12 protein-coding genes are annotated in these 14,395 nt (G+C 70.3%); 3 read left to right on the top strand and 9 right to left on the bottom strand.

The window, feature by feature from the left end:
• From pgk to uvrA, 9 genes are all read right to left on the bottom strand, one after another.
• Positions 1 to 399: phosphoglycerate kinase (pgk, locus tag VM840_13330; GenBank protein ID HVL82566.1), on the bottom strand; the 399-nt coding region annotated here is incomplete at its 3' end.
• Positions 400 to 409: 10 nt separating this feature from the next.
• Positions 410 to 1,441, bottom strand: a complete 1,032-nt coding sequence (gene gap / locus VM840_13325; GenBank protein ID HVL82565.1) for a type I glyceraldehyde-3-phosphate dehydrogenase — start codon at positions 1,439 to 1,441, stop codon at positions 410 to 412.
• Between the two features lie 65 nt (positions 1,442 to 1,506).
• Positions 1,507 to 2,397, bottom strand: coding sequence for an RNase adapter RapZ (gene rapZ / locus VM840_13320; protein ID HVL82564.1), 891 nt, complete (start codon positions 2,395 to 2,397; stop codon positions 1,507 to 1,509).
• A 5-nt stretch (positions 2,398 to 2,402) separates the two neighbouring features.
• Positions 2,403 to 4,322 carry an excinuclease ABC subunit UvrC gene (gene uvrC / locus VM840_13315; protein HVL82563.1) on the bottom strand — a complete coding sequence of 640 codons (1,920 nt, stop codon included), beginning with the start codon at positions 4,320 to 4,322 and terminating at the stop codon, positions 2,403 to 2,405.
• A 20-nt stretch (positions 4,323 to 4,342) separates the two neighbouring features.
• On the bottom strand, positions 4,343 to 5,152 hold the full coding sequence (locus VM840_13310) for a M55 family metallopeptidase (GenBank protein ID HVL82562.1): 810 nt from the start codon (positions 5,150 to 5,152) through the stop codon (positions 4,343 to 4,345).
• A gap of 4 nt (positions 5,153 to 5,156) precedes the next feature.
• On the bottom strand, positions 5,157 to 6,101 hold the full coding sequence (locus VM840_13305) for a DMT family transporter (protein ID HVL82561.1): 945 nt from the start codon (positions 6,099 to 6,101) through the stop codon (positions 5,157 to 5,159).
• Between the two features lies 1 nt (position 6,102).
• Positions 6,103 to 7,938, bottom strand: coding sequence for an ABC transporter ATP-binding protein (locus tag VM840_13300; protein ID HVL82560.1), 1,836 nt, complete (start codon positions 7,936 to 7,938; stop codon positions 6,103 to 6,105).
• Positions 7,938 to 9,794 (bottom strand): ABC transporter ATP-binding protein, encoded by a 1,857-nt coding sequence (locus VM840_13295; GenBank protein HVL82559.1) that lies wholly within the window; start codon positions 9,792 to 9,794, stop codon positions 7,938 to 7,940. Before VM840_13295 ends, VM840_13300 begins: the two co-directional genes overlap by 1 nt.
• 66 nt (positions 9,795 to 9,860) lie before the next feature.
• Complete coding sequence (gene uvrA, locus VM840_13290; protein ID HVL82558.1) at positions 9,861 to 12,722, bottom strand: excinuclease ABC subunit UvrA; 2,862 nt, start codon at positions 12,720 to 12,722, stop codon at positions 9,861 to 9,863.
• Positions 12,723 to 12,770: 48 nt separating this feature from the next.
• Between uvrA and VM840_13285 the strand changes: the two genes are divergently transcribed.
• From VM840_13285 to VM840_13275, 3 genes are read left to right on the top strand one after another with little or no spacing between them, the layout of a single operon-like run.
• Positions 12,771 to 13,088 carry a hypothetical protein gene (locus VM840_13285; protein ID HVL82557.1) on the top strand — a complete coding sequence of 106 codons (318 nt, stop codon included), beginning with the start codon at positions 12,771 to 12,773 and terminating at the stop codon, positions 13,086 to 13,088.
• Entirely contained in the window at positions 13,085 to 13,549 is a 465-nt protein-coding gene (locus tag VM840_13280) for a hypothetical protein (GenBank protein ID HVL82556.1), read from the top strand. Before VM840_13285 ends, VM840_13280 begins: the two co-directional genes overlap by 4 nt.
• Positions 13,546 to 14,340 carry a hypothetical protein gene (locus VM840_13275; GenBank protein ID HVL82555.1) on the top strand — a complete coding sequence of 265 codons (795 nt, stop codon included), beginning with the start codon at positions 13,546 to 13,548 and terminating at the stop codon, positions 14,338 to 14,340. Before VM840_13280 ends, VM840_13275 begins: the two co-directional genes overlap by 4 nt.
• The last annotated feature ends 55 nt before the right edge of the window (positions 14,341 to 14,395 follow it).

Genomic DNA, 14,395 nt, shown 5'->3' with positions numbered 1-14,395 from the left:
CCTGCGGTTCAACCCCGGGGAGACCTCCAACGACCCGGGGTTGAACCGCAGGTTCTCCAGGACGAGGACGCCGCCGGGAGGGAGGTCACGCGCGGCCTCGGCCACGCCCGGGCCAACGGAGTCGGTCGTCATGTCCACCTGGCGGCCGAGGAGCTCGGACAGCCTCTCGGCCACGGGAGCCAGGCTCAGCTCCGGGCGCCGCTCCCCCTTCGGCCGGCCGAGGTGCGAGCAGACGACGGTCCGGCACCCCTTCGAGACCAGGTGCTCGAGGGTCGGGAGGAAGGCGCGGATACGGAAGTCGTCGCCCACCTGTCCGTCCTGGAGGGGGACGTTCAGGTCGGCGCGGACGACGACCGTGCGCCCTTCGACGTCAGCGTTCTCGAGTCGGGGGAGATCCACGGGGTTCGCGTCAGAGCCCGGCGCGCTCCAGGACCGCGCAGAGGTCGACGAGCCGGCACGAGAACCCCCACTCGTTGTCGTACCACCCGAGGACCTTGACCACGTTGCCGTTGGTCATGGTGTCCTTCGCGCTGAAGATGCAGGAGGACGGGTTCCCGACGATGTCCTGGGAGACCAGGGCGTCGTCCGTGTACTGGAGGACGCTCGAGTACCGGCCGCCGGCCGCGTCGCGGAAGGCCGCGTTCACGTCCTCGGCGCTCGGCTCCCCGTCGACGACCGCGACGAGGTCGGTGATCGACCCGTCCGGCACCGGGACCCGGAGGGCCATCCCGTCCAGCTTCCCCTTCAGCTCCGGGACGACGAGCCCGATCGCCTTCGCCGCCCCCGTCGTGTTCGGGATGATCGACATGGCGGCCGCGCGCATCCGCCGAAGGTCGGGCTTGCCCGACCGGCTGGGGGTCGCGAGGTCGTGCAGGTTCTGGTCGGAGGTGTACGCGTGGACGGTCGTGATGAGGCCCCGCTCGATCCCGAACGAGTCGTGAAGGACGCGGGCCAGGGGAGCCAGGCAGTTCGTCGTGCACGAGGCGTTGCTGATCACGTCGTGCTGCGATGGGTCGTAGGTGTCGTCGTTGATCCCGACGCAGACGGTGACGTCGGCGTCCGGGCTGGGAGCCGAGATCACCACCTTGCGCGCGCCGCCCGCGAGGTGTCCGGCCGCCTTCTCGCGCGCCGTGAACACCCCGGACGACTCGATCACCACCTGGACCCCGAGGTCCCCCCACGGGATCTGGGCCGGTTCCCGCTCCTCGAGCTTGCGGAAGGACATCCCGTCCAACGCGATGCCGTCGTCGGTCGCCTTCACCTCCTGGGGCAGCACCCCGTGCACGGAGTCGTACCTGAGCAGGTGCGACATCGTGTGGGCGTCCGCGAAGGGGTCGTTCACCGCGACCAGCTCGACGCCGGCGTCGGGGTTGGCCAGGATCGCCCGCACGAAGTTGCGCCCGATGCGTCCGAACCCGTTTATCCCTACGCGTACGGCCATGGAGGTCCTCCTTAGAGCACTGGGGGTCGAGACCGACCAATCCTAACCGGTCGGTCGGGGGCGCCCTAGCCGCGGTCGAGGTCCCGATGCAGCAGGGCGCAGCTGTACCCGTTCTCCCGGATGAACCGGGCCAGCTCCTCCGCGAAGACGACCGACCGGTGGTGTCCCCCGGTGCACCCGATCGCCACGGTCAGGTAATGCTTGCCCTCTCGGACGAACCCCGGCAGCAGGAAGGCAAGCATGTCCTCGATGCGGCCCAGGTACTCGCCCGCGTCGGGCTGTCCGAGCACGTAGTCGCGCACCCGCTCGTCCGTCCCGGGGAGGGGGCGGAGGTCCGGCTCCCAGTGCGGGTTGGGCAGGAAGCGGGTGTCGAAGAGCATGTCGGCGTCGATCGGCATGCCGTGCTTGAAGCCGAAGCTCTGGACCGTGACCTGGAGGCCGACGTCCTCCTCGGTCTCGGCGACGAAGAGGCTCTGGATCCGCCGACGGAGCTCGTGGGGGGTCAGGCTGCTCGTGTCGATCACGATGTCCGCGTCGTCGCGGAGCACACGAAGGAGCTCGCGCTCGCGCTCGATGCCCTCCCGCACCCGGTCCGTGACCGCCAGCGGGTGCGGACGCCTCTTCTCCTCGTACCGGCGCAGGAGGGCCTCGTCGGATGCGTCGAGGAACACGATCCGGAGCCGGACCCCCCTCTTGCGCAGCCGGGTGAACGCGCTCCCGAGCTCGGCGAAGAACTCCTGGAAGAACTCCCGACCGGACGGCCTCACCACGACCGCGGCCCGGCGTATCCGGGAGACCCGGCACAGGTCTGCCACCTGCTCGAGCACCGAGGGGGGCAGGTTGTCCATCACGAAGTAGCCCATGTCCTCGAACGTCTTCGTCGCCTCGCTCTGCCCGGCGCCGGAGAGCCCCGAGATGACGACGAGTTCGAACGGGGAGGTGTCCTCCGTGGGCACCGGCTTCAAGACGCGCTCCCGGCCAGCCGGCGGTGGATGTCCTCGGCCAGGTGGCGGGGGATCCCGGGTACGGCGCGGATTTCGTCCACGGTGGCGCGCTGGAGGTTCTCCACAGATCCGAACCACTTCATCAGCGCCTGCTTGCGGGTCCGGCCGACCCCGGGGATCTCGTCCAGCGCCGACGCCCGCATCCGCGCGTCCCGCCGCTGACGGTGGAACCCAACCGCGGACCGGTGCGCCTCGTCGCGAACGTGCTGCAGGACGTACAACGCCTCCGAGCCCCGTTCGATCTGGACCGGCTCGGGCTGCCCGGGCACGTAGACCTCCTCCAGCCGCTTGGCCAGGGCCGCGACGGGGATATCGGTCACGCCCACGTCGTGCATGGCCTTCATCGCGGCTCCCAGCTGGCCGCGACCTCCGTCGATCAGGACGAGCTGGGGCCGGTAGGCGAACCGGGCCGGCCGCTTCCCGGGCTCGAGTGGCCTGTCGCGCTCGGCGACGTGGCGGGCGAAGCGGCGGCGGACGACCTCTTCCATGGCACGCAGATCATCCACCCCTTCGACCTGCTTCACACGGAACTTCCGGTAGTCGCTCCGCTTGGGCATCCCGTCCTCGAAGACGACCATCGACCCGACCGTCTCGGTCCCGTGCAGCGTCGAGATGTCGAAGCACTCGATGCGCAGGGGCGCCTCCGGGAGCCCCAGGGCGTCGCGGAGGTCGGCCAGGGCGCGGGAGCGGGCCGCCAGGTCGCTCCGCCTCTTCATGCTGACCTCCTCCAGAGCGCGCTCCGCGTTCTCCGTCACCGTCTGCAGGACGGCCGCCCTCTCGCCGGTCCGCGGCACCCGGATCCTCACCCGTGCGCCTCGGACCGTCGAGAGCCACTCCTCCAGCGCCTCGCGCTCGGCCGGCTCGTGGGGGACGAGCACCTCGGGCGGGACGTCCTCCCGCTCGGAGTAGACGGACTGGATGAGCAGGGTGAGCCTGTCCGCATCGGTCTGCTCCTCGGTCACCTCGGCCACGTACCCCTTCCGTCCCGCGATGCGGCCTCCGCGGACGAAGAAGAGCTGCACGGCGACGTCCAGCTCGTTGGAGGCCACCCCGACCACATCCGCGTCCAACGGCCGCTTCGCCACCACCTCCTGCTTCTCGAGGGCTCGCCTGGCCGCCGCCAGCTGGTCCCGTCGCTTCGCCGCGAGCTCGAACTCGAGCCGGGCGGCAGCCTCGTCCATCTCGTTGCTCAGGCGGTCGAGCGTCCCTCTCACGTCCCCGTCGAGGAACGCGCTGAAAGCGTCGACGTTGGCGCGGTACTCCTCCTCGGTCACCTCCCCCACGCAGGGACCCGGGCAGCGGCCGATGTGGAAGTAGAGGCACGGCCGTCCCAGCCGCTCGCACTCCCGGAAGAGCGACTCCGAGCACGTGCGCATCGGGAAGACCCTGGTCAGGGAGTCCACCGTCTCCCGGATCGCGTAGACGTGCGCGAAGGGACCGTAGTACCGGACGCCCCGGCGCTTGCGCCCGCGCATCACGGTCGCCTTCGGCCAGCGGTCCTTCATCGTGATCGCGAGGTACGGGTAGGACTTGTCATCGCGGTATCTGACGTTGAAGCGTGGCCGGTGCTCCTGGATCAGCGAGTACTCCACGAGCAGCGCCTGGACCTCCCCCGACACGACCACCCACTCGACCCGGCGAGCCGACGCGACCATCGCCTGGGTGCGCGCCGCGAGCCCGGACGGGGCGCCGAAGTAGTTGGACACCCGCTTGCGGACGGACCGGGCCTTCCCCACGTACAGGACACGTCCGTCGCCGTCGCGGAAGAGGTAGACGCCCGGCGCGTCCGGAACGCGGCGGAGGTCCGGACGCTCACCGCGTCCGAAGTCGAGGGCGTGCAGGTCGAGGTCGGAGAGGGTCAGATCCCGGGAGGTCATGCCCCCAGGCTATCGGGGGATCAGTGGTAGAGCCGCTGCCACGCCTCCCACCAGGTCTCGCCGCGGGAGACGAGCTTGCGGCTGTGCAGCACCTCGATCCCCGGCTTGCGCCGGTAGGCGTCCAGCGCCTCGGTGGACGAGAAGGCGACCTCGATCTCGCACGGGGAGCCGGGGTCGTATGGAGCTACCGCGCCGAAGTTGGAGAGCGCCCGTCTCGCCCCCTCCTCGATCAGCTCCCGGGCCCGGGTGGGAGCGACCAGCCGCGCCTTCTGGCGTCCGAGACCCTGCTTAACGGCCACGGTCGTCAGCCGGTCCCCCAGGAGGGCCGTCGCCTCGGCACAGGTGGCGCTGTCCCCGCTCACCATGACCACGGGGCAGTCCCACGTGCCGCACAGCGCGGCGTTGATGCCGGTCTCCCCGACCAGGGTCCCGTTGAAGCGGAGGTCGGTCCACGACGTCCCGGACACCGTGTGGGCGAGCACCCCGTCCTGCGTGCCGGCCATGGCGTGCATCCCGATCAAGAGGCACGCGTCGCACCCCTCCTCGAGCGCGGCCGTGTACTCGGTCCAGCTCGCCTGGACGACGTACTCGCACCCGCTGTCGAGCACGTCCGGGATGAGGGAGTTGAAGTTGTAGGCGCCGCCCGCGCCGTGATGGTCCATGACGATGACCTCGGTGGCGCCCGCGGCGCGGGCGCCCCTCACCGCCGCGTTGATGTCCTCCGTGTACAGGCGCCGGCCCTCCTCGTACAGGGGCCTCCCGGCCAGCACCTGCTCCGCGTTCACGATCCCGGACACGCCCTCCATGTCCGAGATGACGATCACCCGCACGCGATCACCTCCGTTGCACCAGGATCACACCCGCTATCACGGCTCCCCCTCCCACGAGCGAGAGCGGCGCAGGCACCTCCCCGAGCAGCAGCCACGCCCAGACCAGGCTCGAGACCGGCACGAGGTACACGAAGCTGGCTACGCCGGAGGCGGTCCACCTCTGGAGCGCCCAGACGTAGGCGACGTAGGAGACGGCGCTCGAGAAGATGCCCAGGTACAGCAGCCAGAACCAGCCGCGGCCGTCGAGGGAGCCGAGCCTCGAGACATCTCCGAACCCCAGGGGCAGCACGATCACCGCGCCCAGCCACGCTCCCAGCAGGTTGAGCCGCACGCCGTCGTAGCGTGCCGAGAGGGGCTTGGAGACGGTCGTGTACACAGCCCAGCAGGCCGGTGCGAGGAGGGTGACGAGCACGCCGATGACGCTCCGCGCCTGCAGGCCGCCCTCCGAACCGAGCACGAGCAGCGTCACCCCGGCGAGGGCGACGAGCACCCCCAGCACGCCGGTCCGGCCCAGCCTCTCCTTCAGCACGGTCGCGGCCAGGACCGCCACCATCACCGGCATCGTCGCCACCACGAGGCTCGCCACGCCCGCCGAGATGTACTGCTCTCCCCAGTTGATGGCCAGGTGGTACCCGGCCGCGCCGGTCAGCCCGATCACCACGAGCCGCCACAGGTCCCCCGGCTCCCGTCGCGGCTTCCCGCTCCCCAGGAACGGGAGCATCACCGTGAACACGATGGCCGAGATCACGAGCCGGCCGGCCGTGAGACCGCCGGGGGACAGCGTCTCGAGCAGGACCTTGATGCCGCTGAACGCCGCCCCCCAGACGAGGATCACCGAGGACATGACGACGACGACCGTCCAGGGGGGCCCGGTCCGGACGGGGACCGCCGGCTCCAGCGGGGTGGGCGTCTCGTGGGCGGCCCATGTCCGTTCGGGGTCGCGCGACACGTCAGTCGTACCGGGAGGCCTGGAGCCGGAAGAGCTCCGCGTACCGTCCGTCCCGCGCGATCAGCTCGTCGTGCGTGCCGATCTCGGCGACCCGGCCCCCGTCCATCACGACGATGAGGTCCGCCATCCTCACCGTGGAGAAGCGGTGGGAGACGAGGACGGTGAGCGGCGTGTCCTCCTCGCGGCGCGACATCTCGGCGAACCGGGCGAACACCTCGTGCTCCGAGCGCGCGTCGAGGCTGGCGGTGGGCTCGTCCATCATCAGCAGGACGGGGCGCTCCCGCATGCCCCCGCGGGCGATGGCCACCCTCTGCCACTCCCCCTCCGAGAGGTCGGTCCCCTCGGTGAACTCCCGGCCCAGCTGGGTCTCGTACCCCTTCGGGAGCCGGTCGATCGACCGGTGGGCGCCGGCCAGATGGGCGGACCCCTTCACGCGCTCGAGGTCGCCTGCGTGCTCCAGGCTCCCGACCCCGATGGCCTCCTTGGCGAGGAGCTGGAAGCGGACGAAGTCCTGGTAGGCCGCACCGAGTCCGGACCGCCACCCCTCGAGGTCGATGTCGCGCAGGTCGTGGCCGTCCACGACGATCCGTCCCGCCGTGGGGTCGTAGAACCGGCTGAGGAGCTTCACGAGCGTCGACTTCCCGGCTCCGTTCTCGCCGACGAGGGCGACCGTGGAGTGGGCCGGGAGGAAGAGGTTGACGTCGTGAAGGACCTCCTTCTCGGTCTCCGGATAGGTGAACGAGACGCCTTCGAGGACGATCCCGCGCTCGATGGACCGGGGGGCGGCGATGACCTCGTGGGCGGGCTTGAGGCGGACATCCGGCTCGTAGTCGAGCAGCCACAGGTAGCGCTCCCCCATGAAAGAGAGCTCGGCCAGCCAGGCGACCAGGGAGGCGGCCATCTCGACGTGCCCGATGACCATCCTGGTGACCTGGACGCCCATGGCGACGTGTCCGGGGGTGGCCCGCCCGTTGATGGCGAGGTACCCGATCCACCCGATCGAGCCGGCCAGCGTGAGGCCGTACGCGATGCCCGTCAGGACGCCGATACCCGACCGCTTCAGGCGGTCGCGGAACATCTTCCGGATGTACGCGGTCGTCACGACCTCGTGCCGCGCGATCAGCGTCGGCCCCAGACCGAAGATGCGCACCTCCTTCGCCGCCTTCGGCTCCGTGGCCAGCTCGAGGTAGTGCTGGGCGAGCCGGTCCTCAGGCACGACCTCGTCCCAGCGCTTGTAGTGCTTGCGCAGGGACCGGAACTGCAGCCACCCGGTGGGCGCGGCCACGAGCGGCATCAGCATCAGGACCGGGTGGATCGTGCCGAGGAGGACGAGGGCCGCGGCGAGCCCGAACACCATGTAGGCGAGGGCGTTCAGGTTCGCGAGCGCGGCGAACGGCACGTACTGGTGGTTGCGGACCAGCTTGAGCTTGTCGGCGAACTCGGGCCTCTCGAGATGGTCGAGGCCGGGGGCCTCGGTGGAGATCTTCATCAGCCGATGGTCGACCTCCTGGCTGATCCGCTCCCCCATCTCGTGCTGCAGGAAGCCGAGGACGTGCTGGAGGGCGGAGGATGCGGCGAACTGCAGGATGAAGACGGTCCCCCACAGCCAGGCCGAGGACGCGCGTCCCTCGGCGAGGGCATCGACGACGAGCTTCGTGACCAGGCCCCCGACCGCGCCCGCGAGCCCGAGGACGACCATGCAGGCGACCAGGGCGACCATCCGTCCGTGGGCGACCGACCAGGCCATCTCGAGGATGCTGCCGAAGACGGTCCGGACGCGCCGGATCGTGTCGCGGTCGAAGCGGCTCGGGGCCGGTGCCTGCTCGAGCTGGCTCATCAGTCCAGGCTCCCGGTCGCGCGGTAGTGCGAGGCCTGCATCTCGTAGAGCTCGGCGTAGCGGCCCCCGCGCTCCATGAGCTGCTCGTGGGTGCCGTCCTCGACGACCCGGCCGTCCTCGAGGAAGACGATCCGGTCGGCCATCCGGACGGTCGAGAACCGATGGGAGACGAGGAGCGTGGTCCGACCCTTCGTCATCTCGGCGAAGTGCGTGTACAGCTCGTGCTCGAGCCGGACGTCGAGGCTGGCGGTGGGCTCGTCCAGGATCAGCAGGTCCGCGTCCCCCGCGACCTGCGCCATCATGGCCCGGGCGAGGGCGATCCGCTGCCACTCCCCCCCGGACAGGTCGGTGCCCCCGAACTCCCGGGACAGCGGCGTCTCCCATCCCTGCTCGAGCGACTCGATCCGCTCCACGACGCCGACCCGGCCCGCCGCCTCCCTGACCAGCTCCAGGTCGTCGGACCGGGAGACCGCCCCGAACCCCACGTTGTCGCGGGCGGACAGGAAGTAGCGCGCGAAGTCCTGGAATATGACCGCGAGGCGGGAGCGGAGGGAGACGATGTCGAGCTCCTGGATGTCCACCCCGTCCAGCAGGATCCGGCCGGAGGTCGGGTCGTAGAAGCGCGACAGGAGCTTGATCAGCGTCGTCTTCCCGGCGCCGTTCTCGCCGACGAGCGCCACGGACGACCCAGCCGGTATGTGCAGGTTCAGACCGTCCAGGATCACGCGCTCCGTGCCGGGGTAGACGAAGGACACGTCTTCGAACGTGATCCCGGTCCTGTCCAGCTCGCGCGCGGACCGGACCCCCGAGGCCTCCATCCGGGGGTCGCGCCGGGGCAGGTCGATCAGCTGGAGGGCGGTCGGCAGGTAGTAGTTGGCCTGTCTGAGCTGAGCGGCCGACTGGGAGACGGCGAGCAGCGCGGACATCATCCCGATCACCCCCATCGAGGCAGCCGCGAACACGCCGATGTCTATGCGTCCCGCGATGGCCGCACCCACCATGTCGAGGTAGACCCAGGCGAGCCCGGCGAGCGCGACCGCGTGCAGACCCATGCGGATCAGGAGTCCGCGCCGTCGCTCACGCCATACCTCGCGGATGCCGGCGAGCCAGTGCGTGGCCTGTCGGTCCTGGATCCACCCCTGCATGCCGAACACGCGCAGCTCCTTCGCCGGCTCGAGGGTGAGCGCCAGCCGGCGGAAGTAGCTGGCGCGGCGGGCCTCGTCGGATCTCCGCATCCGCCACCAGGAGACGGTGGCGACGAGCTTCCAGGCCGCGACGGCCTCCGGCAGAGCGAGGGCGAAGACCGCGGGGGGGACCCACCTGGCGTACGTGGCGGCGACGGCCGCCATGCCGAAGAGCTGCGCGGTCATCTGCAGCGTATGGGTCAGGAAGTTGAGGCTGTTGACCGGCGCCCACTGCACCCACTGGGATACCTCGAGCTTGTCACGGAAGGCCGGGTCCTCGTGGTGGGCCAGCCCGGGCAGCTCGGTGAGGCTCCTCATGATCCGGCGGGACAGGTGGGCCTGGAACCGGCGCTGCACCCCGAAGAGCGCCGCTCCCTGCAGCGGACCGAGCACCTGGGTCCCCACGATCGCGGCGCCGATCAGGATCAGCGCGTCCCGGGCGGTACCGGCCGCGGGGGACCCTGCACCTCCGGCGATCGCCTCCGGGATGACGGACAGGAAGCGCCCGGTCTGGGCGACCACCACGGCCGGCAGGATCCCCGAGACCGTGGTCGAGGCGAGGATGGCCAGGAAGTAGGCGGGCGCCGCTGCCGCGACCATCCACAGGCCGCGCACGGTCGCCCGGGCCTCGTCGCCCAGCGGGACCTTCTCGTCGAGGAGTCGCATGCCCATGCCCACAGACCTCCGAGGTTCGCCGCCCCCGCTGCACCCTACTCCAGCGGTCCGGAGGCGTCCGCGTCAGCGCTTCGCCGCGCGCGCCCGCTTCGGGCGCGGGGTGGTGACGGGAGCCGGGAGCATGCCCTGGAGGTACCGTCCGGTGTGGGAGCCCTCCGTGGCGGCGACCTGTTCCGGCGTCCCCATCACGACCACCCGTCCCCCTCCGTTGCCCCCCTCCGGCCCGAGGTCGACCACGTGGTCAGCCGTCTTGATCACGTCGAGGTTGTGCTCGATCACGACCACCGTGTTGCCCTGGTCGACGAGGCGGTGCAGGACGTCGAGGAGGCGGCGGATGTCCTCGAAGTGGAGGCCGGTGGTCGGCTCGTCGAGGATGTACGCCGTCCGTCCGGTCGACCGCTTCGCGAGCTCCGAGGCCAGCTTGACCCTCTGCGCCTCGCCTCCCGAGAGCGTGGGCGCCGACTGTCCCATCCGGATGTAGCCCAGACCCACGTCGACGAGGGTCTGCAGGTGCCGGCGGATCGGTGGGATCGCCTCGAAGACCCCCAGGGCCTCGGAGACCGACATCTCGAGCACCTCGGAGATGTTGCGGTTCTTCCACCGGACCTCGAGCGTCTCCCGGTTGTAACGCTTGCCCTTGCACACCTCGCATGGGACGTAGACATCGGGCAGGAAGTGCATCTCGATCTTGATCGTCCCGTCTCCCGCGCAGGCCTCGCACCGGCCCCCCCGGACGTTGAACGAGAACCGTCCCGGACCGTAGCCGCGCCGTTTCGCCTCCGTCGTCTGGGCGAAGAGCTTCCGGACGTGGTCGAAGACGCCCGTGTAGGTGGCGGGGTTGGACCGCGGGGTCCGTCCGATCGGCGACTGGTCGATGAGGATGACCTTGTCGAGGTCCTCGATGCCGGTGATCCTGCGGTGCCGTCCGGGCACGAACTTCGACCGGTAGATCTTCACCATCAGGGCCTGGTGCAGGATGTCGTGGACGAGCGTCGACTTCCCGGACCCAGAGACTCCCGTCACCGCGTTGAAGCACCCGAGCGCGAACCGGGCGTCGTCCCCCTTCAGGTTGTGCTCCCGCGGCCCGTGGACGGTCAGCCACCCCTGCGGTTTCCGTCTCGCAGGAGGCACGGCTATGGAGGCCCGACCCGAGAGGTAGGCGCCCGTCAGTGAGGACGGGTGCTCGAGCAGCCCCTCGAGCGGACCCGCGTACACGATCTCTCCCCCGTGCTCCCCCGCGCCCGGACCGATATCGACGACGAAGTCGGCGGTCCGGACCGTGTCCTCGTCGTGCTCGACCACGATCAACGTGTTGCCGAGGTCCCGGAGGCGGACGAGCGTGTTGATGAGACGCCTGTTGTCCCGCTGGTGGAGGCCGATCGAGGGCTCGTCCAGGATGTACAGCACGCCCACGAGCCCCGACCCGATCTGCGTGGCCAGCCTGATCCGCTGAGCCTCGCCTCCGGCTAGGGTGGCGGCGGCCCTGGAGAGGGTCAGGTAGTCGAGCCCGACGTCGCACAGGAAGCCGAGCCGCTCGCGGATCTCCTTCAGGATCCGCTCGGCGATCTGCCGCTCGCGGTCCGTCATCGGCATGTGCTCGACCCAGGACAGGGAGTCGCATATGGCCATCTCGCAGAGCTGGGCGATGTTGATCCCCTGGATCGTGACCGCCAGCGACTCCGGCTTGAGCCGCGCCCCGTCGCATCCTGGGCAGGGGATCTCCCGCATGTACTGCTCGACCCGCTCCCGGGCGGCGTCCGACTCGGCCTCGTCGTAGCGCCGCTTCAGCCAGGGGAGGACGCCCTCGTAGTAGGTGCGGTAGTTGCGGACCCGTCCGTAGCGGCTCTTGTACCGGACGTGCACCTGACGGTCGTCGGACCCATGGAGGATCACCTTCTGCTGAGCCTTCGAGAGGTCGCGCCAGGGCGCCTGAGCGTCGATCCGGAACTCCCGGCAGACCGACTCGAGCAGCCGATCGAAGTACTCCAGGCGGCCCCCGGCCCAGGGTCCGATCGCGCCCTCGGAGATGGAGAGGTCGGGATCGGCCACGATGAGCTCGGGATCGACCTCGAGCCGGGTACCCAGACCGGAGCACCGGGGACAGGCGCCGTACGGCGTGTTGAACGAGAACATGCGCGGGGCCGGCTCCTCGAAGCTGATCCCGCACGCGATGCAGCTGAAGTTCTGAGAGAACGTGTGCGCCTCGCCGTCGACCTCCTCCAGGACGACGGTCCCGTTCGTCAGCTCGGCCGCCGTCTCGAGGGAGTCGTGCAGTCGGGAGCGGATCCCTTCCTTCAGGACGAGGCGGTCCACGATCACCTCGATCGTGTGCTGCTTGTACCGCTCGAGCCGGATCTTCTCGGACAGGTCCTTGACCTCCCCGTCCACCCGGGCCCGCGCGAACCCCTTCCGGGCCAGGTCCCCCAGGAGCGACTCGTACTCGCCCTTCCGGCCGACGACCACGGGAGCGAGCACGATCAGCTTCTTCCCCGGCTCCCACTCGAGGACCCGGTCCACGATCTGCTCGACCGTCTGGCGCTCGATCGGGCGTCCGCAGTTGTGACAGTGCGGCTTCCCCACCCGGGCGAAGAGCAGGCGGAGGTAGTCGTAGACCTCGGTGATCGTCCCCACGGTGGAACGCGGGTTGCGGGAGGCGGACTTCTGGTCGATCGAGATGGCCGGCGAGAGCCCTTCGATGAACTCGACGTCAGGCTTCTCCATCTGCCCGAGGAACTGCCGCGCGTAGGAGGAGAGCGACTCGACGTAGCGCCGCTGGCCCTCGGCGTAGATCGTGTCGAACGCGAGCGACGACTTCCCCGACCCGGAGATCCCCGTGAAGACGATCAGTCCGTCGCGGGGCAGCTCGAGGGAGACGTTCTTCAGGTTGTGCTCGCGGGCACCCTTGATGGAGATCTGGGAGGACACAGGGGAAGGTCTTTCGCTCGGAACGCCAGTTCGGGGACGATTGTATCCGTGGGTGCGACAGGGGGCGGGCTGGCCGAGCTGGGCCCGGAGACGGTGCAGGTCGACTGCTCCGGGACGCGGCACCGGGTCACGTGGGAGGCGGGGAGGTTGAGCTTCCCCGACCACGACGTGGAGGCGGAGCGGGCGTACGCGGCGCTGGGAGGCGAGGCCGCGGCCTGCCTCACGGTCGACACGCTCTGGCGGCTCGACCCGAATAGCTGGTCGCGCGTGGATGGGGCCCTGCGCGGCTGGCCACCCGAGCGGGCCGCCGACGAGGAGCATAGGGCACGACGGATCCTGGCCAGCAGGTCCGTGGGGCACATATGAGGGACGCGGCACGGCTGCGACTGCTCGCCGGCCGGCTCCCGATCCGTCTCCGGACGCTGCTCGCGATCGAGCTCGCCTATCGGCGCACGCCGCCCAACCCGACCCCCGTCGAGAAGCCGATACGGGACGCAGCGACCGCCATCGTCACCCGCACCGCCCCGGGACCGGTCAAGGTTCGGGTCTTCGTCTCGTTCGACCAGCCCGGGGTCATCGGCTGGACCGACGGCCACCGAGGCGTGGTCGGCGTGTGGCTACGTCGGACCTGGCGCCAGAGGCTGCATGCGCTCGGCGCGAGCGAGGTGGAGCGGACGTTCGTCATCAAACCGGGGTGGGAGCCGGGCGATCACGTGCGTGGGACGGAGGCGCTCCGCTGGATGTCGGCCGGGGACGGGTGGGAGGCGGTAGCGTTCCCCATCGAGATCGAGGAGTGGGAGGGACGGTGGACGCTGAAGTGGCTATGACAGACGGTCTGGCCCGTTTCGGTCCGCTGCGCTTCGAGCTCGACTGTCTCGGCCGCCGCCACGAGCTCGTCTGGGAGGCAGGGGAGGTCCGGGCGCTGGACCACGACGACGAGCCGGAAGGCGTTCTGGCCGCCCTCGGCGCGGCTGCCCCCCCTTGCATGGCGCTCGTCTCGCTCTCGCGGGCGCCGCTCGAGGGATCGGGGACGCGCGCGCTCCTGACCGGTAACGCCTCGGCCGAGGATCTCGTGCGGGCGGCGGAGCTGAACGAGCGACACATCTCCCGGCTCGCACGCGACCCCGAGAGCGTCCGTCGGCTGCACTGGATGACCGGTCACCTGCGCCGCCTGGCGGTGGCCGCGCAGGCTCCCGTGGGGGTCCGGACGCTGATCCAGCTCGACCGGGCGTTCCGGGCTCCCCAGCTACCGGCGCGGGGACGCGACGCCGAGATCAGACGACTGGTGGCGGTGGCGGTCCGGGAGACGGCTCCCGATCCGGACGTCGCGCTACGCGTGGACGTCGTCCGGGAGACGAAGACAGCCCACGCTTACGGGTGGTCGTCCGAGGGCAGCACCGCGGCCGCCCTCTACGTCCAGCCGTCCTGGGTCAAGGTTGCCGAGGAGGGAGCCGCCGTCGTGGACGGGCACCTCATGGTGCGCCTGAACCGGCCGACGACGCGGCGCGCCCGGACGGGGCAGGCGGTGCGGTGGGAGCCGACGGACGGGGGCCTGTTCGCGGCGATCCGCCGGTGCTCGGTGACGGGGGGAGACGGAGGGTCGCTGCGGTGGCTGTGAATGTCACTGGCTTCTTCTACCATGGGAACAGATGTTCGTGCCGGAGAGTCCGTGA

Source organism: Actinomycetota bacterium, from assembly GCA_035540895.1.
In the GTDB taxonomy this organism is placed as follows: domain Bacteria; phylum Actinomycetota; class JAICYB01; order JAICYB01; family JAICYB01; genus DATLFR01.
This window is presented reverse-complemented; position numbering and strand designations above follow the sequence as displayed.